Origin of the sequence: Dokdonella sp. (assembly GCF_019634845.1) — a bacterium.
GTDB lineage: Bacteria > Pseudomonadota > Gammaproteobacteria > Xanthomonadales > Rhodanobacteraceae > Dokdonella_A.
Map to the genome: position 1 here is coordinate 51,090 of NZ_JAHCAQ010000005.1, position 23,685 is coordinate 74,774.

Genomic DNA, 23,685 nt, shown 5'->3' on the forward strand with positions numbered 1-23,685 from the left:
TTGCCGGCGGTCAGCCACTTTCCAAGTGCGCGCCACTGCCCGCACGGAACCAGCCAGCCGCGACGACTGCCGCGATCCACGCCGAAACATCACCGGCGTGCTGGCGGCGCGATCGTCCCGTTGCCCCCAACGATCGGGCGCGGCAACCGCAGCGGCTGCCGCGCCCTGCTGCATCAATGTCGCGTCAGCCGCTCGAGCATGAACGTGCCGCCCTGCGGCAAGTCCAGGCTCAATTCCGACTCGGCGCCGACCAGGCTCAGGTGCCGGCCGACGAGAACGAGAGCGATGTGGTCGTCGCCGGCCACGCTCCACGCGCTTGCCACGTCGGCGACCACCAGGCGCAGGTACACGCGCGCGTCGATGCGGATCGCCTCGACGCTGAACGCGCCATCGGCGGCCTGCGCCAGCACCACGCGCTGCAGCGGGGCCAATGCCGCCGCGTCGAGGGCGAGCGTCACCGCCTTGTCCTCGCTGAGCGCGCCCGCATTGGCCAGCTCGTCCGACCTGCTCCACTGCGCGCCGTCACCGCCGAGCTCGAAGCCATCGCGGAAGATCACGATCTCGGTACTGTCGGTGCGCACGAGGCTGTCGCCGCCGCCGCTGACGGTCACGCTGTTGTCGATCATGCCGTCGAGGTCGTCGATCACGCGGGCGTTGAGCAGATACACCACGCTGCTGCCCGCCGGCAGATTGACGCTGTCGGCGAGGTTGCCGCTGCCGCTGGCGGTGCAGCTCGCACCATTGATCGCAATGCACTGCCAGCTCGCGGTGGCCGCATCGAGCTCACCCGGCAGCGTATCGGTCACGGTGACCGCGTTGATGGCGGCGCTGCCGCCGTTGCCCACGGTGATGGTGTAGGTCAGCAGGCGACCCACCTGGGTCGCGACGCGACCGTCGGTGATCGTGGCATTGAGTGCGCCCGCCACGGCCGCTCCTTCGGCCGTGAACGTCACCGTGCCCGTCACGCCGACCGCACTGGCGGTGACCGTGTTGGTGCCCGGCATGGTGTCGAGGATCCAGCCGCCGAGCGTCGCGATGCCGTTTTGATCGGTGGTTGGACTGGCACCACTGAGCGTGCCGCTGCCGGCACCGGCGCTGAACGTGATCGCCACGCCCGCGACCGGGTTGCCGCCCGCATCGCTCACCTTGACCGACGGCAGCGGAGCTGCCAACGCCTGCCCGGCGGTACCGGTGAACGTGGTCGCACCATTGGCGGCAAGCGTGCTGGCGGCACCGCTCGTGATGATGAGCGTGGCGGCGGCCGAACCGCTGTAGTTGGTCTCGTTGACGCTCGCCAGCACGGCATAGCTGCCGACTGCGCTCGGTGCGCTCGCACTGCCGTCATAGCTGACATCGACGGTCAGGCCAGCCGGTACCGTCACCACCGAGACTGCCCTCGGCGTGCCGTCCCAGGCCTGCGTGGTGTCACCGATCGTCACCGTGGCCGACGCCTTGGTGATCACGAGCGTGCCACTCGCAGCGCCGCTGTAGCCAGGCGTGGTGATCGTGGCGACCACGGCATAGCTGCCGGCATTGGTCGGCGCCGTTCCACTGCCGTCGTAGCTGAGGCTGACCGCCAGGCCCGACGGTTGGGTGGTGGCACTGGCCGCATGCGCAGTGCCGTCGTAGACCGCGCCCAGATCGCCGAGCGTGACGGTCGCGTTCTGCGCACCGATCACGAGCACGCCACTGGCCGGCGTGGCGACGTAGTCGGTCACCGCCGCATCCAGCGCCGCCACCACGGCATAGCTGCCCACCGCCGATGGCGCGATGGTGCTGCCGGCGTAAGTGACGGTCACGGTGGCGGCGAAACCAGCCACCTCGCCACCGACGCTGACCGTGGCCGGATGGGCGCTGCCGTCGTAGACCCACGGACCCAGGCCCGACAGTGCGATCGTCACCGACTTGGCTGCGACGTCCAGGGTGGCGCTGCCACTCGCATCGTAGTTGCTGCCGCTGCAGGTCGCCGCCAGCGCCGTGCTGCCGGCGTGCGTGCGCGGATAGTCACCGCTCGGCGCGAGCGCGCAGCTCGTTGCCGGCTCCTGCGCGATCACCGCCGTGGTCGAGTGCGCGCTGCCGTCGAAGGTGAAGCTCGTCGGCCCGAACGCCACCGTGCCCGTCGCCTTGGCGATCGTGAAGGCCGTGCTCGCGCTGCCCGTGGTGTTGCTGCCGGTGCAGGTTGCGGTGACCTCGTAGCTGCCCGCAGCGGTCGGCGCTGCCGACAACGGCGTGACGCCCTGCAGGTAAGCGTAGCTGCAGCTCACGTTGGCATCGCCCGCCATCGACGCCAGCGGCGACTGCGGCTGGCCGTTGTAGACGAAGCTGGTGCGGTCGAACGTCACCACGCCACCGGACTGCGCCGCGATCACGAGCGTCGCGCTGTCGGTGATGCCGGTGTAGTTCGGGTCGGTGATGCCCGCCGTGACGGCGTAGCTGCCCACGTTGGTCGGCGGAACCGCGCTCGGGCCGTAGCTCGTCGGCGCGATGCCGACGTACTGCACCGCATACGCCAAGCCGGTCGGGTTGGTGGTCGCGGTCACGGCCTGCGCGCCACCGCTGTAGGTGCGGTGGATCGTGCCGTCTGCCGTGCCATCGTCGTCGTCGAGCGTGATCGTCGCGCCCGCGTTGGCCTGGGCGATCACCAGGGTGCCCGTCGCACTGACCGGCGCGTAGTTGGCATCGGTGGTGCTGGCGACCACGTGGTACTGGCCGGCGTCGCTCGGCGGCGTGGTGCTGAGCGGATACAGCGTGCCGCCATCACCGACGTAGGTCACGACGTAACTGATGCCGCCCGGCGTCGTGGTCGCGGTCACCGCCTGCGGCGTGCCGTTGTAGGTGCGCGTGACGATGTTGCTGACCGCACCATCGAGCGTGATCGTCGCACCGCCATTGGCGGCGACGATGAGCGTGCCGCTCGCGCTGCCGCTGTAGTTGGGATCGACCACGGTGGCGACCACCGAATAGGTGCCGGCCACCTCGGGAGGCGTGGCGTCGCCGTTGTAGGTCACGAGGATCGATGCAACCGCAGGCGTGCTGTGGGCCGCGACGACCTGCAGCGAACCGTCGTAGGTGCGATGGATCGTGCCATCGACGGTGCCGTCGTCATCGTCGAGCGTGACCGCTGCGGCAGCCTTGGCCACCACCAGCGTGCCCTGTGCACCGCCCTGATACACGCCCGTTGCGTCAACGTACACGCAGTAGCTGCCGGCATTGGTGGGCGGCGTGGTGTTGCTGCCGCTCGGCGTCGCTGGGCAGGTCGGACCGGTCAGCGGCTCGTACACCACCACGTGCGGCACCGCGGCCGGCGTGACCGTCACCGCGCGCGGCGTGCCGTCGTAGACCTGCGCCAGATCGCTCAGCGCGAAGCTGACCATGTTCGGGCCGATCACGACCGGCGTCACCTCGGTGCTCGTGAACAGCACCGCGTGCGTCGCCGCATCGAGCACGTCATAGGTCACGGTGTAGCTGCCTTCGCGATGGAAGATCGCACGGGCCGAGCTGATCGCGTCGTAGCCGTCCTCGAGCGGGAAGCCCGTCGGCGGACCGAACCAGGTGACGAGGTCGCTGCCGGCCTGCGTCCACGGCAGCGGCATGAAGCTGCCGCCAAGCTGGTAGGCAAACTCCGCGTCGGCCGGCGCCAGCGTGGCGCCGCCCACGTCGGCCAGCGTCACCTTGACAATGACGTTGCCGTCGGCGCGACCACCCGTGTTGGTCAGGCGTGCCTGCGACAGCAACGCATCCTCGGCCTGGCCGGCGGTCGGGCCGTTGTAGGTGAGCTGCGCATTGGGCACCGTCGTGCGCGCAGTCGCACTGCTCGCGTAGACGTGGCCGTCGGCACCGACGATGCTGCCGAAGAGCTGGTACTCGCCCGCCTTGAAGGCGAGCTTGATGCCCAGCATCACCGGCGGATCGACGTTCGGCATCACCGCATCGTTGGCCGCCAGGTTCGGGTAGCGGAAGATCGTCGCGGTGCGGCCATTGTGCGAACCCATCGCCTGACCGAGGAACAGCGATGCGTAGTCGTTCGGGCAGCCGTGGTGGTTGCCCGGCTCCTGCGCGGCCCAGCCGGCCGGATCGTAGACGCAGGCGAGCACGTCATCGGCGGCGATGGCGACCGGCATGCCGCCCGTACCGTTGCCATCGTCGATGCGCACCACGGTCAGTTCCACATGCACGTTCTGCGTGGTGGGGCTGCCGCTGTTGCCAACCGAACCGGTGTAGTCGAGCAGGTCGGTGTAGGGCGCGCCCAGACCCACCAGCGCCATCGCCGGCGCGCTGTCGAGCGAGATCGTCACTGCTGCGCCATCGCCAACCACCAGCGTCGCGCTCGCCGAAGCCGTGTAGTTCGGATCAACGAGCGTGGCGACCACGGTGTAGGTGCCGGGCAGGGTCGGCAGCGTCGGGCTGCCGTCGTAGGTCAGGCTGATCGTGCCGGTCGGCGCCGGCAGCGGCGCTGCCACGCTCGCGACCGCGCCCACGGCATGCACGGGCGTGGACTGGTGCAGATCGGCTGCATTGATCGTCACCGTGGCCGGGGCCTTGTCGATGGTCAGCACGGCCGTGGCCGAGCCGGTGTACAGCGCATCATTGACCGACGCCTGCACCACGTAGCTGCCCGCCGCCGTCGGCACGGTGCTGCCACCGTCGTAGGTGTAGACGAGCGCGAGGCCTGGCGGCACGGTCGTTGCCGATGCCGCGTGCGCATTGCCATCGAAGGTCGCGTGCAGGCTGGCCGGGTCGAACAGCACGCTCGCGGTCATGATCGCCTGCGGCACCACTTCGGTGAACATCTCGGCCGACGCATAGGCATCTCCGCTCGTGGCGCCGCGCACGGTTGCCGTGGCATGGAACACGCCCGTGCGGTGGTAGGTGATGCGGAACTGGTGGGTGTAGTCGAAGCCCGCCGGGATCGCAAAGCCGGTCAGGTCCGGGAAGTTCACTTCCAGGCCGTTGGCGACTTCGCTCACTGGGCCCGTGACCCACATCGAACCGTTCCAGACCTCGAGCGTCACATCGCTCGTGACCAGCGTCTGGCCCGCCATGTCGATGCGTACCTTGACGTAGCCGTTCTCGGCCAGCGCGCCGCCGAGGTTTTGCAGGCGGCCGATGTAGGCCGTCGGCGCTTCCACTTCGACGCCGGCCACCGGGCCGTTCAACGTCAGGTGGATGTCCTCGGCCAGCACGCTCACGTCGGTGTGGATCGACTCGGTGTTGGACACCGGCGTGGCGCTGCCATCGGCGGTGATCACCGTGGCCGTCGCCGTGTAAACGCCCGCGTTGGCATAGGTGAAGCGGAACTGCCAGGTCCAGCTCGGCTCGTCGATCGGGAAGCCGGCCGGCATGACCGGCTGCGGGAACAGGTACACCAGCTCATTGGTGAGCGGATCGACCGACCACGGAATCGAGGCGCCGAGGTCGGCCACCGGATCCACCCACACGCCGCCCCAGAAGATCTCGGCCTTCGCGATGTCCGACGCGCTCGCCGCGGTGCCGTTGCGCTGGATGCGCACCTCGACGAAATACCGGTTCGTCGCCGGCGGCAGCGGATCAGCCGTGAGCGTGCCCACGTACTGCACCGGCGTGCCCACCATGCCCGTCACCGCGCCCTGCACATCCAGATGGATGTCGGGCGTGTCGATCACGGTCGTGGTGGTGCTGGCGCTGGCCAGCGCCGGTGCCGTCAGCGGTGTCGGCTCGGCGGCATCGATGAGGTCGGCCGTCGCGGTGTACATGCCGGTATCACCGTAGGTGAAGCGGAAGTTCCACGAGAAGATCGCGTTGTCGATCGTGAACGCCGCGAACGGCTGCGGGAAGTAGTAGACGAGATCGCCGCCATCGGGCACGAGCAGCGGCTGCAGCGTGGCGGTGTGATCCTGCCAGCCGCCCTGGTAGAGCTCCATCTTCGCCAGATCGGTTGCAGTCAGCGCATGGGTGCCGCCCGTCTTGTGGATGCGGATGCGCGTCCAGAACGTGTGACCGGCATGCAGCGCCGGCTCGGCCAGCAGCGTGCCGGTGTACTGCGCCGCATCGCCCAGTTCGACGTCATCGAGCGGGCCGTTGAGCAGCAGGCCGAGGTCGGGCAGGTGCGGCGTCGCCGCGACCACCGTGGTCGCCACCGCCGCCGTCGCGAACACATGCGCCGAGGGATTGCCCGCGTCGGCCGCGTGGACCACTTCGGCCACCGCCGTGTACACACCCACATCGGCATAACCGAAGCGGAAGTTCCAGGTCCAGCTCGGGCTGGTGATCTGGAAGCCGCCCGGCAGCGCCGGTTTCGGGAAGTAGTACACAAGCTCAGTGCCCGGCCCGCCTGGCTGGGTGATTTCGTCCGGCGGCAGCGTGGTCCACGTCCCGCCGTAGTACATCTGCATCGTGGCCAGATCGCTCGGCGCCAGGGCATGGCCGCCGCTCTTGCTGATCGTCACCTTGACGAAGAAGTCCTCGCCCACATGCAGGCTCGGATCGGCCAGCAGCGTGCCGGTGTATTCAGCCACCTGCGCCACTTCGATCGACTCGGCCGGACCGCCCAGCACGAGATGGATGTCGGTCGCCGGCAGCGCATCGAGCACCACCGTGGCGATCGAGGCCGCCACGGTCGGCGTGACGGGCGCACCGCCGATGCCATCGGTCAGCGTCGTCGACAATGTGTAGGTACCCGGTGTGGCGTAGGTGAAGCGCACGTTCCAGGTCCAGCTCGGATCGAGGATCGGGAAGCCTGTCGAATAGCCCGGAATGCCACCGGGGAAGTCGTAGACGAGGTTGCCGCTGCCGTCGAGCGTGAACAGCGCCATCAGCGCGCTCGCATCCTGCCAGCTGGAACCGGTCCACACTTCCATCGTCGCGAGGTCGCTCAGCGCCAGCGGATCACCGCCCGACTTCGACAGCACGACGTGGTAGCCATAGGACTCGCCCACATGCAGCGCCGGATTGGCCAGCATCGTCGCCGCGTACTGGGCGGTGTCGCCCACGTGGATCGGATCGACCGGGCCGTTCAGCACGAGGGCGATGTCGCCGGTGCCCAGCACGATGTTCAGCGTGGCCGTGTTGCCGCCCGACAACACGTAGTTGCCGTTGGTGATCGTCGCCACCACGGCATAGCTGCCCACCGCGGTCGGCGGTGTCGGGCTGCCGTTGTAGGTGATCGCCAGCGGCACGCCAGCCGTCGGCGCGGTGGTGGCCACCACGGACTTGGGCGAACCGTCGTAGGCCTGCGTCAGGTGCGAGAACGTGATCGTGGTCGGCTGTGGGCTGACCGTGTAGTTCGCGCTGGCGGCCGGGGCGGTGTGGTTGACGCCCGTGCAGGCCGCGGCGTTGACCGTGTACGAGCCCACGTTCGGACCGACCGTGCCGGTCACCGGGCACGCCGTGCCCTGCTCGGCAGTCAAGCGCGCCGTCACGGCATGCGTGCCGCCGTTGTACGTGAGGCTGCTCCCGCTGGCGGGCAGGAACTCGATGGTGGTGGAGGCAGGCGTGATGGTCAGCGTGCCGCTGGCCGAGCCCTCGCAGCAGTTGTCGGTGATGGTGGCCACCACGGCGTAGCTGCCAACCGCTGTCGGTGGCGTCGGGCTACCGGCGTAGGTCACGGCATAACTTGCGCTTGCATGCGGCGCGGCGATCGTTGCGGTCACCGCCTGCGGCGTGCCGTCGTAGGTGCGGGTGAGCGGGGCATCGAGCGTGATCGTCGCCTGCGTGATCCGCACGACGACTTCGGCGACCGCGTTCTCGAGCGTCGCACTCACGGTCGATTGACCGCTGGCGAGGCCGGAGAAGGTTGTGGTCGCCACGCCCCCGCTGGTCGCACCCGGTGTGGTGGCGTTGGCGCCATTGTTCGCCGCGAACGCAATCGGAGTGCCGTCGGGGAACACGCTGGCAACCAGGACTCCGTTGGAGTTGTGGTTGAGGTCGGCGCTGATCGGCAGGCTCGCATTGCGCGCGATCTCGATCGGTCCGGTCGGCAGGCTCAGCACGAGCCAGGGGTCGAAGTCGCCGTTGCCCGCCGCCGCGGCGCAGCCGCTGCCGCTGTCGGGACTGTCGTTGCAGCCCCACCAATTGTTCTCGAAATCGCTCGCGCCGTTGCTGCCGGTGACGGCATCGCCGGCGTCCTGCCAGCCCGCGGTATTGCCGCTCAGGCGATTGAAGTGCGCCGTCGTCGCGAGGCTCTTGCCGTTGGTGCGGTCGGTCAACACACCGATGCCGAAACCAGTGATGATGTTGCCCGAGGCTTGGACCTGATGCGACGCGTCGCCGTACTGGAACAGCGTGGTCGAGAACATCGCGCCCACGGTCGTGTCAGCCGGATCCGAAACGGTCGCATCGCTGCCGTCGGCCGAATTGCCGAGGAATTCCGCGGTCGCCAGCGCCGGATTCGAGTCGCTGCGCCCACCGAACGAGCCCAGACCGATCGCGCACGCGCGCACCGTGTTGTCGCGCACGGTTACGTTCTTGTAGTTGGCAAAGGTGAATATGCCGTAGGCATCGTCCCTGCCGCAGCTGATCGTGTTGTTTTCGATCAAATCAGTGCCGCTGCCGCCAGACCCGCCGCTGTTGTCGGTGTGGATGCCGGAGTTGGAATTGCTGACGCGGTTGTTCTCGAAGATGATGCCTTTCGACCAGTTGGCTGCGATCGCATCATTCGCGTCGGAGACATCGTTGTCGTCGACGCTGCCGCTGCCGTAGAAGCTGAAGATGCCGATCGAGGCCGGGTCCGCCTTCACGTTGTCGACCGTGTTGCGGCGGAACGCGAACGTGCCATTGGTGCTCGGCGAGTAGATGCCGCGCAGCCAGATGTTGCGCACGGTCGTGTCATGCACCTTGAAATTGGTGATGTTGGCGATCGTGGTCGAGCTCATGATGCCGTTGCGCGCGGCGATGTCGGTCGCATGGCCGGGCAGAGCAGGATTGATGCCGTCCACCGTGAGCTGCGAAATCTCGACATTCGAGGCGTTCACGAGGAACACGATGCTCGCGGTGCCATCCCCGCACATCGAGCCCTGCGTGCCGAGCGGCGCGCCGTTGCAGTCGGGGTTGTACGCGGCCGGCACGACCGTGGTCAGCGCCTGGCCCGCGCCCTGGATCTTGATCGGCCGCGTCACGACCACGTTCTCGGCCAGCATGCCGGCATCGACGAGGATCGTGTCGCCATTGCTGGCCGCCGCCACCGCCGAGGTGATCGTGCAATAACGCGCCCCGGTGTTCTGGTTGGTCACGCGCGAACCGATCATCGGCGTCGCCGCCGGCATCTCGCTCTGGTCGGCGCTGAAGTTGGCGCTGTAGCTGTTCGCGTCCGCGCCCTCACCCACGCTGGCACACGTGAATGGCGCATTGCCGCGGCCGAACCAGTCGTTGTTCGCGTTCTGGTTGGCGTCGCCCGGCGGAGTGCCGTCGGGATTGCCTTGCTGGAGCTGGAAGCCGATGTCGTTGTTGGAAAGCGTATTGCGCTGGACCGTCGAACCCAGCCCCTCGACCACAATGCCGTAGCCCTCGTAACCGGCAAGGTTGGTGCGGAAGCCGCTGACCGTGTTGTCCTGCACGATCACGCCGCGCGTCGCATCGACCTGACCTGGCAGGCCGGCGAACGCGCGACGGTAAACGGCAATGCCGGCACGGTCGCGCAGCGATTTGATGCCAGCGCCGTTGATGATGTTGTTCTCGACGATGATCGCGCCATTGCCGCTGGCGGCACCGGTGCCGTTCGGGATCTTGATCTCGATGCCGAAGCGGCCGGTGTTCGTGATCTGGTTGCCCGAGATGATATTGGCGCGGGAAGTGGGCGAGCCCGAGGTGAGCTGCACGAAGCCCATGCCCGAATCACCGACGTTCGCGACCACGTTGTCGGTAATCCACGCGCCCGTGGCGGTGCCGTCCTGCAGCTCGATGCCGCAGCAACCGGTGCCATCGTGCACCCAGTTGTTGCTGATGGTGATGTCGCGCTTCACACCGTTCCACACCACGATGCCGCGCCCGGCAACCGGCGGGCCGAAGCCGCCGTAGCCGAAGTCATGCACCTCGTTGTGGTCGATGGTGACGTTGTCCACATCGCCATTGATCCACACGCCGCTGTCGGCGCAGTGGTGCAGTACGTTTTGCTCGATGGTGAGGTCGTGGTTGCCGGCCTGACCATGGATGCAATGGCGGGTGAAGTTGCGGATTTCCAGGCCGCTGATGCTTGCGCCGGTCACGCCCGAATTGACGACGATCCCATCCTGCACCGCGTTGCCACCATCGATGATCACCGCAGGCGGCGTGGTCGGGCCGGCCAGCGGCGTGTAGCCGGTGCTGCCGACGAGCTTCACGCCCTTGGTCAGCACGATGCCGCCCGAATACACGCCGGGTGCGAGCTGGAGCTCGTCGCCGTCGGCGGTTGCGGTGTCGGCGAGCGCCAGTGCAAGCGAGGCGAATTGAGCCTCGTCCTTGGCGCGGCGAACCATCTTGGCATTCCCGGCCGTTGCCGTGGCCCCCGTACCGTTGGGCCGATGGGTGAGCGTTTGCGCAGCAACAGGCGCGGCAGCCAGCACAAACGCGAACAATCCCGCCAGCACCAGAGAGCCAAGTCCCAGCCCATGACGCAGGGCGAACGCGGACAACGGATTCCGGACGACGAACATGACAGGCTCCCTGATATTGGTCGAAAACGGTGTGGGCACTTGCTGTGCCCGCACGAGTGAAAAACTCTGGCGATGGTCGGGCGGGTGCGCGGGTGCGCTTGGCGACGCGACGGCCGCGGCGCCCGTCGGCGGGACAGGCACCGTGCGGACCGCTGTTGCGGCTGCCGATGGCGCCCGACCGCTGCCGCCCGAAATGTCGCCGCGCAGCGCCGCCGCCAACCCGTTTGCCATGTCTGCCCCGGTAGTCATGCCCGACTCGCTCCCTATCCCTTGGCGGGGTACGCCCACCGACTCGCCCGATCCCGACGCGGGATCGCCCCTGGCTTGTCCGCCCCATGTGCCGGGCACCTGCGCTGCGCGCTGACGGATCAAGCACCGGGTTCCCAAGCAATCGACATGCCAAGCGCGGGCGCTTGGCCACTCCGGTGCCCGCACACGGGCTGGCCGGGGCGCCGGCGAGCTGCGGCAATGCGTTGTGCCGGAACCTGAAGCGGCCGCTGCAAGTCCTTGTCTGCGTTGCGCATCGAGCGTGACCGACGTGTCGCTTCGTGACAGTCGCGGGCACCGGGTGGCCCGCAAAGTGCGCGCTGCGTCACATTTTTACAGGTCGGGCGCCATGCCGGCTCGACCGACCGGCACGGGAGCAGCGGCGGCGGCGTGCGCCGCCGCGGACCGTGCTGCGCGGTGCTCGCGGCACCGGACCCGGTCATCGGCTTGCCGGCCTGCGACGCAGTTCGTTTTCCTGCGCCCGAGTTTTCCTCTACACTGACCGAAATCTTCGGGGAATCGGGGAATTGGCGGTCATGCTTAAAAAACTGCTTGCAGTCTGTGCCGCAACATTGTTCACGCTGACCGTGTACGCGGCGACGGTCGAATGGAATGACCACGCGCCTGACACGTACACGGTCAAGAAGGGCGACACCTTGTGGGGCATTTCCGCGCGCTTCCTGCGCCAGCCCTGGCACTGGCCGGAGATCTGGCAGGACAACCCCAAGGTTGCCAACCCGCACCTGATCTACCCCGGCGACGTGCTGGTGTTGCGTGACGGCCACGTTGGCGTGGGCGACACGGGCCCGCGCGTGCGCGAGAGCGGCGGCGAGGCGGCGATCGCGCCGATCCCACTGTCGGCGCTCAAGCAGTGGCTCAAGAACACGCGCATCGTCGGCGAGGACACGCTGCGCGATGCGCCGCACGTGGTCGGTCTGGAGGAAGACCGCCTGCGCAGCAGCCCGGGCCAGCTCATCTACGTGCGCGGCCTGAGCGCGCAGCCCGGTACGCGCCTGGCCATCGTGCGTGCGCTGGGTCGCTACTACGACTATCCGCCGGTGTCGGCCGGTGCGCCGCGCGAAGTGCACCGTCAGGAAAAGGACGCCTGGCGTGATCCACGCGGCCAGATCCTGTGGCGGCACGGCCCCAACGAGTTCACGTTCCGCGGCAATACGCGCTTCCTCGGCTACGAAATGGCCGAGATCGGCACCGCCGAAGTCACGCGCAGCGGCAACGATGTGTCGTCGGCGCTCGTGACCACGTCCGACGTCGAGGTGCGCAAGGGCGACTACCTGCTGCCGCTCGACGACCAGCCCTACGATGCCGAGTATGTGCCGCATGCACCGGCGAGCGTGCCGGCCAACATGCGCGTGATCGCGTTCAGCGACGCGTTCAACGCGGTCGGCCCGCTGCAGGTGGTGGCGCTCTCGCGCGGCAGCGAGGATGGCATCGGCAACGGCCAGACCTTCAGCATCTACCAGGATGGCGCGACGGTCAGCGACCGCACCGACTATCCCGACGGCAGCGTGAAGAAGTTCCTGCACCCGCGCGACTCCAAGGCCAAGCTGCCGCCCGAGTTCGTCGGCCACGTGATGGTGTTCCGCACGTTCCAGCGCGTGAGCTATGGCCTGGTCATGGATTCGATCAAGCCGGTCCATCTCGGCAACTTCCTGCACGATCCGGACAGCACGCCCTGATGCATGCGCCGCGGGCGACGCCCGCGGCATCGAGTCGCCGGCCGGTACCGCATCGGTCGATTTCCTACACGGCGCGAAGGCAACTTCGCGCCGTGTTGCGTTGTGTGGCCCGCTAGACTGCACGCATGGACACTGCGGCCAGCGCCGGGCTCGAAGCCTGGCTCATCCTGCTGCGCGCACCGGGACTGGGGCCGGTCACGCTGCGCGAACTGCTCACCGCGCATGGCGACGCGGTGGCCGCGCTCGGCGCCGCGCGTGCGGGCGCGCATGAGCGCACGCGCAACCCGGCCTGCCGCGACTGGTTGCGCCATCCCGAGCGGCAGCGCATCGACGCCGACCTGGCCTGGCTGGCGCAGCCCGGCCATGCGCTGCTGACCTGCGATACCGACGAGTATCCGTCGCTGCTCAACGAAATGCCGGCGGCGCCGGCCGCGCTGTTCGTCGCGGGCGACACGAGCGCACTGTGGCAGCCGCAGGTGGCGATCGTCGGCAGCCGCAATGCCACGCCTGCCGGCGCAGCCAACGCCGAGGCCTTCGCGCGCGCGCTCGCTGCGGCGGGCTTTGCGATCACGAGCGGGCTGGCCGAAGGGATCGACACCGCAGCGCACCAGGGTGCGCTCGCCGCGGGCGCGGCCACGCTGGCCGTGCTCGGCACCGGCGCCGATCGCGTGTATCCGGCGCGGCAACAATCGCTGGCCGCGCGCATCGCGGCCAGCGGCGCGCTGGTGAGCCAGTTTCCGCCCGGCACCGGCCCGCAGCAGGCGCATTTCCCGCAACGCAATCGCGTGATCGCAGGCCTTGCGCTCGGCACGCTCGTGGTCGAGGCCGGCACGCGCTCGGGTGCGCTCATTACCGCGCGCCACGCGACCGAAGCGGGCCGCGAGGTGTTCGCGATCCCCGGCTCGATCCACAACCCGCTCGCGCGTGGCTGCCACCAACTGATCCGCCAGGGCGCCAAGCTCGTCGAGACCACGGCCGAGATCATCGACGAACTCGCACCACTCGCGCGCCGGCTCGGCGCGAGCCTGCGCGAGCGGCTCGCTCCCGCACCCGTCGCGGCGCCACGCGCGCCGACGGCGCGCACGCGCTCGCGTGACGACGATCCCGACTATGCGCGACTGTATGCGGCGCTCGAAGCCGATCCGCTCGATGTCGACACGCTGGCCGCGCGCAGCGGGCTGGGCGTACCGGCGCTGGCGTCGATGCTGCTGATGCTCGAACTCGAGGGCGAAGTCGTCGCCGCCGGCGGCGGCTACGCGCGCCGCGTGGGCTGACGTCGCGGCGGTGCCCATTGCGGAAACGGCCGGCCACGCGATACTTGGGCATCGGTCACGGAAGGCCTGGTTGCGGCGACGTAGGCTGGTGGCCACCCGCATGGATGCGAGCCAGGCTTCATGGTCCGGCACGATGGCAAGGCGTCGCGATGGCTTTGGCCACGACGACCTGTGCGGACCTTCCCCATCAGGCTTGCCGCCACGAGGCTCGAACTGACGCATGCAATACCGATTCGACACCTTCCTCGTGGACCCGGCTGCGCGCCTGCTGCAGCGACAAGCGGTGCCACTGAATGTTTCGCGCAAGGTGTTCGACTGCCTGACCTATCTGATCGAGCACCGCGAGCGGGCCATCGGGCGCGACGAACTGGCCCGCGCGCTGTGGAAGCACGACAGCGTGTCGGACAACCAGCTGGCCCAGGTCGTCGCCGCAGTGCGCCGGCTGGTCGACGACGACGGCAGCCTGCAGCGTCTGGTTCGCACGGTACCGGGCTTCGGTTATCACTGGGTCGGCCACGTCGACGCCATCGACGCCAATGTGGTGGACCCGGGCGCGCCCATTGCGGAGCACGCGACCACGCCACCCGAACCCGACCCGGCGGCAGTGGCGCCCGCGCCGGCCACCACCGAGGCGCCGTCATCGTTGCCGGCGGCGGTGCCCGTGCCGGTAGCGGTGCCGCCGTCAGTGCCGCAGCCGGCGGTGCCCGCACCCGGCTTTGCCGCAGGTCGCCGCGCAGGCGCGAGCTTGCTGCTGCTGGCGTTGCTGTTGCTGCTGCTCGTCGGCGTCTGGCGTCGCGCGCCGGTCGAGGAGGTTGCGCCCGCCACACCCGCCACCGACGTGGCCCACTCGTCGCAGGTATGGGTGCTGCCAGCCGCACTGCCCGACGAATCCGAAAGCTGGGCGCGCGTCGGCCTGATGGCGCTGGTCGGCGAGGGCCTGCGCCGCACCGGCGCCACGGTGGCACCGGTCGACAAGGTGCTGGCCCGGATCCGCGAACCGGTTGCGAGCGATCGTGTGGAGCCGTTGCGGGCGGAACTCGATGCCACCATCGTGATCCAGCCGCGCGTGCACCGGCTCGGCGACAACTGGGTCGTCGAACTCGATGCGGCATCGAAGTCGCTCGGCAGCGCGCGGGTCGATGCCAACGCCAGCGAGCTGACTGCGGCGGCGCGCGTTGCGGTCACCCGGCTCACCCAGCGCCTGCAGCTTTCGGGGGCGGCCCTCGACGGATCGAACGAGGAAGCCTTCGGGATCATCGAGCAGTCCCTCCGCGCCCGCGACTTCGAAGGGGCGCTGCTGCAGCTGTCGCGCCTGCCGGCGCAGGCGCGTGAAATGCCCGAAGCGGGCATCCTCGAAATCGATCTCGATCTCGATCAAGGCCGCTACCGCGCCGCGCGCGACAAGGCCGAGCACTGGCTCGAGCGGCTCGACCGGACCACGCGGCCGGTGGCGTTCGCACGTGCCCTGCTGCGCAAGGCCGCCGCGATGCGCCAGTTGAGCGAACCGGACTGGCCGCCGCTCGTGGACGAGGCGCTGGAATTGCTCAACAAGGCCAATTCACCGCGCGATCTGGCCATGGCCACGCAGTTTCGCGGCATCGCCGCCATCGTCGCCGGCAGGCAGGCCGACGCGGCGCGCGATCTTGCCCGCGCCAGGGAGATGTTCCTCGCCCTCGGCGACGAGCTGCGCGCAGCCCGGGTGGCCAGCACGATGGCGCAGCAGGCCGAGCTGCAGGGCCGATACATGGAAGCGATGACACTGCTCGAACAGAGCAGTCGCGTGCTGCGTGCCTATAACGCAGTGGCTTCGCAACTCGTCAATGCCAACTGGACCGCCTTCATCCTGATCGAGCAGGCACGCTGGGACGATGTGCTGCACGTCAGCGACGAAATGCGGCCCCTGCTGCAGACCGGTGGCGGCGCCAGCAACTACGAACAATTCACCTATCTGCGCGTGCGGACCTGGGCGCTCATGGAACTGGGGCGACTGCAGGAAGCCGAGGCCCTGCTCAACGAACAGGAGCGGGTGATACAGCGCGAGATTTCCGACAATCGGCCAAGCGACGGCAGCCGGGTGGAGCTGATCGAAATGGCCAATCAACGTGCGCGACTGCGGATCATGCAGGGGCGATGGGAAGAGGCTCGTGCCGCCGCCACGCAGGGACTCGAACTGTTCGCCAAGGTCGAAGACGACGGTTCCTTCACCTATCGCCAAGATGGCGAAACGCTGCTGTCGTTGCTGGTCCGCGCGCAGGCGGGCGAAGCACCCTGGAGCCCGCAGGCGCCGCTGCCACGGCTCACGCCCAAGCAGATCGAAGTTCTGAAGGCGGCTGTGAGCGAGAATGGGCTGCTGGCCCGCGCCTACTGGAACGCGCGCCGCGGCAACACCGACGCGGCCGATGCCGACTACCGCGCCGCGCTCGCGCTCGATCGCGCCCAGCGCAGCCCCAATGTCATGCTTGATATCGTGGCGGACTACGTGCAGTTCCTGTTGTCGCGGGGGCGCGTCGCCGACGCATCGCAGCAGATCGATCTGCTCGAGGCGCACGCAGCCGGAGTGGTCGATCGGGACTACGACGCAGCGCTGACGGTGCTGCGCGTGCGCCTGGCGGAAGGCAACGAGGAGCGTGCCCGGCTGGCGGCGCGCCGGGTGCGTGAGCTGATCGGCGAGCGCCAGGCACCGGCGGACCTGCGCGCGATCCTGGGTCCGCTGGCGACGGCGCCCGCCACGACCTCGCGCTGAATCCGCTTTCGACGAGCGCGCACGCCGCGCCACCACCGCCGCTGGCGCCGCCAGCAACCGCGCCGGATCCCGTCATGTCGTGCTGCGTCGCAGCGCGCTGCCGCGACACTTTCGGCGTCGCCGCACGTATCCAAAGGCAATCAAGGCGTTGCGTGCAGACCGAGCGGGACCGACCGGAACGCACCGCAACAGCCAGCGCGGCGCGGGTGCATCGCCACGCCAGCGCTCACGAGCATTTCATCACGAGGTCCACATCACATCGGCACGGGATCGGCACGACAGCAGGCCGTGGCCGGCGCACCGTCGACCCTGCCGGAGCGCGTTGCGAGCGTCGGTTTCATACCTCCGGCAATTCCGAATGACCATTGACGTCAATACGTGAGGGAGACCATGAACAAACTGCTAACAGCGCTGGCCATTGCGATCACCGTGAGCCTGTCGGGGCCGCTGTACGCGTCCGGTGACCACGATTCGGACCACTCCCACGGCCTGATGGCCAGCAATGCCGCGGCCACCCAGGATGCGGGCGCCCAAAGCGCCGCGGCCGACAACGACGCCGACCATCCGTGGCTCACTGCAGGCGGCGCGCAATTGGCGGCGGACGATCTCGCCGCCGCCACCGAAGCGCTGGGCGCCCAGCTCACCGACGAGGAGAGCGTGATCGACGTGCGTCGCGATGCCGACGACAAGACCTGGGCGGTCGTGCTCGGCGGTTTCTGCAAGAGCGAAACCGATTGCACGCAATACACGCGGGAGCTGAGCCTGGATCAGCAGGATCTGCAGGCGGGCCTGTCCGGCGCCCAGCCCGCTGACATGAAGCTCAACATCGTGCCGATGACACTGCCCTCGGTGCACATGGCCAATGTCGTCATCCAGGCCCAGGTCGAGCCGTTCCGCGGCAACCAGAGCGGACTGGCCGGCAATGACGACGTCAAGCGCGTGCAGCAGGGACTCAACGCCGTTGGCATCAGCACCACGGTCGATGGCTGGTACGGCAACGGCACCACGTCGGCCTACGCCACCTGGCAGCGCCGCCTCGGTTATTCCGGACTCGACGCCACCGGCATTCCCGGCCCGAGCTCGCTGACCTCGCTGGGATCGGGTCGCTTCGTGGTCACCAACAAGATCCTCGTTGGCTCGCGCACGACGTTTGCGGGCAAGCGCGTCAACACACGCACGAGCGCGATGCTGACTGCGGCGCAACGCCTGTTCGGCCGGTCCATTTCCCTGACGCAGGGCTCCTACAACGCCGGTGGCGTGGGCGCGTCGGCTGGAACGCACGACGGTGGCGGCGCGGTCGACATCAACATTTCATCGCTGAGCCAGACCCAGGTCTGGCAGCTGGTGAAGGCGCTGCGCACGGTCGGTTTCGCCGCGTGGTACCGGCCGACGAGCGCGTCGTGGAACCGGCATGTGCATGCGATTGCGATCGGTGACACCGACATGTCCCTGTCTGCGCGCAACCAGGTGGCCGACTACTACGTTGGCAAGGATGGCCTGGCGGGCCACCGGCCGGACAATACCCCGGCCGCGTACCGCGTGCCGTTCACGTGGTGGGAAAAGTACTGACGAGCGGCCAGTTCGGCCTGATTGAACGGTCGGCGCGCCGCTGGCACGCCGCCGCTTCAGACACGCCGCGCTGATTGCCCAGGCCCGTCGAGGGCCGCGATGACCGGGACCGCGCCGAGCGCGGTCCCGTTTTTTTTTTGCTGGCCCGCGCGCGCGGGAGCCGCGCCGGCGAGCCGGTCACGCCCCGTGACCGGCAGGCTTGAGCCGCGCCTGATCGGCCCCATCACCAGGGCTGCACCGCGCCACGGCCACGCGCGCGGCTTGACAGCACGCCGCGCGGCGTGTTTCCACTAGAAAGGAGTTTTCGCTGCGCCGCAGCAAGACGCTGCCCGCAGCCGCGGGTGGTCGCCTCCAAGGAATCCCATGGCAAAGAACCTCCTGATCGTCGAATCGCCCGCCAAGGCCAAGACGATCAACAAATACCTCGGCAAGGACTTCCAGGTGCTGGCCTCGTACGGCCATGTGCGCGACCTGGTGCCCAAGGAAGGCGCGGTCGATCCCGACCGCCGCTTTGCCATGAACTACGAGGTCATCGACCGCAACGAGAAGCATGTCGACGCGATCGCCAAGGCGGCCAAGGCGGCCGACACCCTGTATCTGGCCACCGACCTTGATCGCGAAGGTGAGGCGATCTCCTGGCACATCGCCGAAATCCTCAAGGCGCGCAAGCTGCTCGAGGGCCGGGCGCTGCACCGCGTGGTGTTCTCCGAGATCACGCCGCGCGCGATCAAGGAAGCGGTGGCCCATCCGCGCCAGCTCTCGATGGACCTCGTCAACGCGCAGCAGGCGCGCCGCGCACTCGACTACCTGGTCGGCTTCAACCTGTCGCCGGTGTTGTGGCGCAAGGTGCAGCGCGGCCTGTCGGCGGGGCGCGTGCAGTCGCCGGCGCTGCGCATGATCGTCGAGCGCGAGGAGGAGATCGAGGCGTTCAAGGCCCGCGAATACTGGACGATCGAAGCCGACTGCGCGCATCCGGACCAGGGCTTCAAGGCGCGCCTGATGCGCCTGCGCGGCAAGAAGTTCGAGCAGTTCGACCTCACCAACGCCGCCGCCGCGCATGCCGCGCGCGATGCGCTACTGAAATCCGCGCAGGGTCGCCTGGTGGTGGCCAACGTCGAATCGAAGGAACGCAAGCGCCGCCCGGCGCCGCCGTTCACGACCTCGACGCTGCAACAGGAAGCCGCGCGCAAGCTCGGTTTTTCGACCAGCCGCACGATGAAGATCGCGCAAGGCCTGTACGAGGGCGTCGCGCTCGGCGACGAGGGCGTGGTCGGCCTCATCACCTACATGCGTACCGACGCGGTGTCGCTGTCGATGGATGCGATCGGCGAGCTGCGCCAGCTCATCGGCCAGGATTTCGGCGCGCGGGCGCTGCCGGCCGAGCCGCACTTCTACCGCAACAAGTCCAAGAACGCGCAGGAAGCGCACGAGGCGATCCGCCCGACCTCGGCACTGCACCGGCCGCGCGACATCGCCCACTACCTCAACGACGAACAGCGCAAGCTCTACGAGCTGATCTGGAAGCGCGCGGTGGCAAGCCAGATGCAGCACGCCACGCTCAACACGGTCAGCGTCGACCTCGACGCCGGTGGCGAGTCGATGTTCCGCGCCAGCGGCACGACCGTCGTCGATCCGGGCTTCCTCGCCGTGTACGAGGAAGGCCGCGACGCGAAGAACGCCGAGGACGAGGACGAGGGCCGCAAGCTGCCGCAGATGAAGATCGGCGAGGCGGTGCCGCTGGCCGCGATCGAGGCCGACCAGCATTTCACCGAGCCGCCGCCGCGCTACTCGGAAGCCTCGCTGGTCAAGGCGCTCGAGGAATACGGCATCGGCCGCCCCTCGACCTATGCCAGCATCATCCAGGTGCTGCTCAACCGCGAGTACGTGATCCTCGACAGTCGCCGCTTCAAGCCGACCGACGTCGGCCGCGCGGTGGCCAAGTTCCTGTCGGCGCATTTCAGCCAGTACGTCGACTACGACTTCACCGCGCGGCTCGAGGACGAGCTCGACGCGGTCAGCCGCGGCGAGGAGGACTGGGTGCCGCTGCTCGACAAGTTCTGGAAGCCGTTCAAGGCCACGGTCGACGACAAGAGCGAAACGGTCGATCGCTCCGAGGCCACCGGCGCGCGCGAACTGGGCAGCGATCCCAACTCGGGCAAGCCCGTGCAGGTGCGTCTGGGCCGCTATGGGCCGTTCGCGCAGATCGGCAGCAAGGACGATGAGGACAAGCCGCGTTTCGCCTCGCTGCGGCCGGGCCAGAGCATGCACACGATCACGCTGGCCGAGGCGCTCGAACTGTTCAAGCTGCCGCGCAACCTCGGCAAGGCCGACGACGGCGAGGACATCACGGTCGGCGTCGGTCGCTTCGGTCCGTTCGTCAAGCACGGCACGCTGTACGCCTCGCTGCAGACCGGCGACGATCCCTACACGATCGAGCTGCCGCGCGCGCTGGAACTGATTCGCGCCAAGGCCGAAGCCGCCGCCAACCGCATCATCCGTGACTTCGGCAACGGCATCCAGGTGCTCAACGGCCGCTATGGCCCCTACATCACCGACGGCGACAAGAACGCGCGCATCCCCAAGGACAAGGAACCTCGCGAACTGACCGAGGCCGAATGCGTCGAACTGCTCGCCGCTGCGCCGAACCGACCCAAACGTGGTGGCGGGCGTTTCGGCAAGGGCAAGGGCAAGGCCGCCAGCCGACCCGCCGCGAAAGCCGCCGGCAAATCGTCGGCAGCCAGCTCGGCCGCCGCCGGCGAGGCCGCGGTCGGCAAGACCGCCGCCAGCAAGGCAGCCACGCGCAAGGCGGCCCCGGCGAAGAAGGCCGCCGGCAAGACGGCGGCGAAGAAGGCTTCGGCGAAGAAGGCAGCCGTGAAGAAGGCCCCGGCGAAGAAGGCGGCGGCGAAGAAGGTCGCGGCCGATCCGCCATGGTGAGGCGGCAATGACGCGTCCCGCAGCCGCCGACTGCGCGGCGGCGTGGCGCGCATACCGGCGCGGTGGCGCGTTGCCACTGCTGGCCGTGGTCGCTGGCGGCGCCTACGTGATCGCCGCCGGGCAATGGCCGCTGCTGCAGCCGTCGATGCGCCCGGTGGCCGCGGCGGCGGCGATTGCATGCGTTGCGGCCAGGCTGCGCCACAACGCGCGGCGGCTGCGCTTTGCCTGCCCGCGCTGCGGCGAGCCGTTCCATGGCCGCCCCGCGCAGCGTTTGGCCTGGCACAGTCCGCCGGGACGCCATTGCGAACACTGCGGACTGGCCCTGTTCGAATGTGCCTGAGGCGGCCGCAGCGATGTCGTCGTTGGGACCGGGCGCGCCATTTTGCGTATTGCCGCGCATGAGCGCAGGATCGACCGCATGAGCGAGGCTCCCGATGGCAGCATCGAGGCGGCGGCGGCCTTGCGCGCCGGCGGCGTCGTCGCCTATCCGACCGAGGCCGTCTACGGCCTGGGCTGCGATCCGCGCAACGAGGTCGCGTTCAACCGCCTGTTCGAGCTCAAGCAGCGCCCGCCGACGCAGGGCGTGCTGCTGATCGGCGCCGACTTCGACCAGGTCGCGCCGTACATCGACCTGGCCCGCACGCCGGCCGCCGCGCTGGCGCGCGCGCAGGCGAGCTGGCCCGGACCGCATACGTGGATCTTTCCGCGCGCAGCGGAGGTACCGGCCTGGATCGCCGGCAGCCATGCCGGCATCGCGCTGCGCGTGACCGCGCATCCGCCGGCCGCTGCACTGTGCCGCGCCTTCGGCGGCGCCGTGGTATCGACCAGCGCGAACCGCCATGGCGAGCCGCCGGCGCGCTCGGCGGCCGCGGTGCGCGCCGCGTTCGGCGACGCGCTCGCGGCGATCATCGATGGCCCGCTCGGGGGACTTGAGCGGCCGACCGCGATCCGCGACGCTATCAGCGGGGACGTGATCAGAGCCTAGACTGGGGATGGAGCGATGTCGGCTGTAGTGCAAGCGCGTGCCTCGAGCGGCGCGCAGGTGCCGTTGCTCGCTGATGCCAGCGCGACGCGCTGCATCGCCTGGCGTGATGGCCGCGCGGTCGATGTGGCGGGTTTCCTCGCTGATGTCGGCGCGATCGCGGCGCAACTGCCGGCGGGCAGTCACCTCGTCAACCTGTGCGAAGACCGCTATGCGTTCCTCGTCACCTTCTGCGCCGCCGCCAGTCGTGGCCAGGTCAACCTGCTCGCGGGCTCGCGCGCGCCCGCTGCGATCCTCGAGCTGCTCGATGCGCATCCGGGCAGCGTGGCCGCCAGCGAGGCGCCGATCGCGGGCGTGCCGACCCATGTCATCGCGCCGCTCGGCGCGAACGCGCGCGGTTGCGCGCCGCCGCCGCTCGACGCCGCCCAGGTGGCGGCAATCGGATTCACCTCGGGCAGCACGGGAACACCCAAGGCCCACGCCAAGACCTGGGGCATGTTCGGCGCGAGCTGCGCGGCCAATCTGGGTGCGCTGCGCGCCTGCCTGCCGACCGGGGTCGAGGCCCACATCGTCGCCACGGTGCCGGCGCAGCACATGTATGGAATCGAGCTGTCGGTGCTGCCGCCGCTGTTCGGTGCGTTCGCCGTGCACTCGGGGCGACCGCTGCTGCCGGCCGACGTCGCCGCCGCCCTGGCCCAGGTTCCGGCGCCGCGCATCCTCGTCGCCACGCCCGTGCACCTGCGCGCCCTGCTGCGCTCGGCCGTCGCGTTGCCGCCGCTGGCCGCGATCGTGTCGGCCACCGCGCCGCTCGAACCGGCGCTGGCCGCTGCCGCCGAGGCCCATTGCGGCGCCGTTCTGCTCGAAATGTTCGGCTCCACCGAAACCTGCGTGATCGCCCAGCGCCGCACGGCCCATGGCGAGGATTGGCGGCTGCACGAGGCCGTCAGCCTGCACCCGCAGCCCGACGGCACGCTGGTCGAGGCGCCCTGGTTCGCGGCGCCCGTCGTGCTGCCCGATCTCGTCGAATTGCTCCCGCAGCGGCGCTTCCGCCTGTGCGGGCGCCAGGCCGACTTCGTCGACATCGCCGGCAAGCGGGCCTCGCTGGCCGATCTCTCGCGGCGCGTGCTGGCGCTGCCGGGTGTCGTCGATGCCGCCGTGCTGCAGCTCGACGAGCCCGATGCCGCCGGCGTGCGCCGCGTCGCCGCGCTGGTGGTCGCACCCGGGCGCAGCGAGGCCGAGCTGCTGGCCGGACTGCGTGACTGCATCGACCCGGCCTTCCTGCCGCGCCCGCTGCGCAAGGTGCCGGCGCTGCCGCGCAACGACACCGGCAAGCTGCCGCGTGCGCGGCTCATCGCCATGCTCGGCGCCCGCGACTGAGCGAGGGGCGGCCGGCCACCCGCCCGACGCGCGGCGGCGCAATGTGCGGGGGCCAGAAATAGATTGCCCCGAGGGCCAGGGGAAGCCCTCGGGGCAGGAAGACCGATCTGGGGAGGGATCGGGCTTCAGGGTTGTGCTCAAGGGGAGGTGAGCCAACCAGGGACGCCGTTGCGTGCGTCCGGGAACATAGATCGGGTCGGGCGGCGAAAGTTTCCAGCGCCGCCGCGGTCGCATTTAC

General features: G+C 69.1%; 9 protein-coding genes. 8 read left to right on the forward strand and 1 reads right to left on the reverse strand.

What is annotated here, in order from left to right:
- Positions 1-173 precede the first annotated feature (173 nt).
- A complete protein-coding gene (locus KF903_RS05030) occupies positions 174-10,604 on the reverse strand; it encodes an MBG domain-containing protein (protein WP_291211845.1) in 10,431 nt (3,476 codons plus the stop codon).
- A gap of 803 nt (positions 10,605-11,407) precedes the next feature.
- Between KF903_RS05030 and KF903_RS05035 the strand changes: the two genes are divergently transcribed.
- From KF903_RS05035 to KF903_RS05070, 8 genes are all read left to right on the forward strand, one after another.
- Positions 11,408-12,568, forward strand: a complete 1,161-nt coding sequence (locus KF903_RS05035) for a LysM domain-containing protein (protein WP_291211847.1) — start codon at positions 11,408-11,410, stop codon at positions 12,566-12,568.
- Positions 12,569-12,693: 125 nt separating this feature from the next.
- The gene (gene dprA, locus KF903_RS05040; RefSeq protein ID WP_291211850.1) at positions 12,694-13,842 is read left to right on the forward strand and encodes a DNA-processing protein DprA; all 1,149 of its coding nucleotides are present in this window, start codon (positions 12,694-12,696) and stop codon (positions 13,840-13,842) included.
- A 220-nt stretch (positions 13,843-14,062) separates the two neighbouring features.
- Positions 14,063-16,585 carry a winged helix-turn-helix domain-containing protein gene (locus KF903_RS05045; RefSeq protein ID WP_291211853.1) on the forward strand — a complete coding sequence of 841 codons (2,523 nt, stop codon included), beginning with the start codon at positions 14,063-14,065 and terminating at the stop codon, positions 16,583-16,585.
- A gap of 390 nt (positions 16,586-16,975) precedes the next feature.
- Positions 16,976-18,154 (forward strand): peptidoglycan-binding domain-containing protein, encoded by a 1,179-nt coding sequence (locus KF903_RS05050; protein WP_291211856.1) that lies wholly within the window; start codon positions 16,976-16,978, stop codon positions 18,152-18,154.
- Between the two features lie 363 nt (positions 18,155-18,517).
- A complete protein-coding gene (locus KF903_RS05055) occupies positions 18,518-21,088 on the forward strand; it encodes a DNA topoisomerase I (RefSeq protein ID WP_291211859.1) in 2,571 nt (856 codons plus the stop codon).
- A 7-nt stretch (positions 21,089-21,095) separates the two neighbouring features.
- Entirely contained in the window at positions 21,096-21,428 is a 333-nt protein-coding gene (locus KF903_RS05060; protein ID WP_291211861.1) for a hypothetical protein, read from the forward strand.
- 78 nt (positions 21,429-21,506) lie between these two features.
- Complete coding sequence (locus KF903_RS05065) at positions 21,507-22,073, forward strand: Sua5/YciO/YrdC/YwlC family protein (RefSeq protein ID WP_291211864.1); 567 nt, start codon at positions 21,507-21,509, stop codon at positions 22,071-22,073.
- A gap of 15 nt (positions 22,074-22,088) precedes the next feature.
- On the forward strand, positions 22,089-23,447 hold the full coding sequence (locus tag KF903_RS05070; RefSeq protein WP_291211867.1) for an AMP-binding protein: 1,359 nt from the start codon (positions 22,089-22,091) through the stop codon (positions 23,445-23,447).
- Positions 23,448-23,685: the final 238 nt, after the last annotated feature.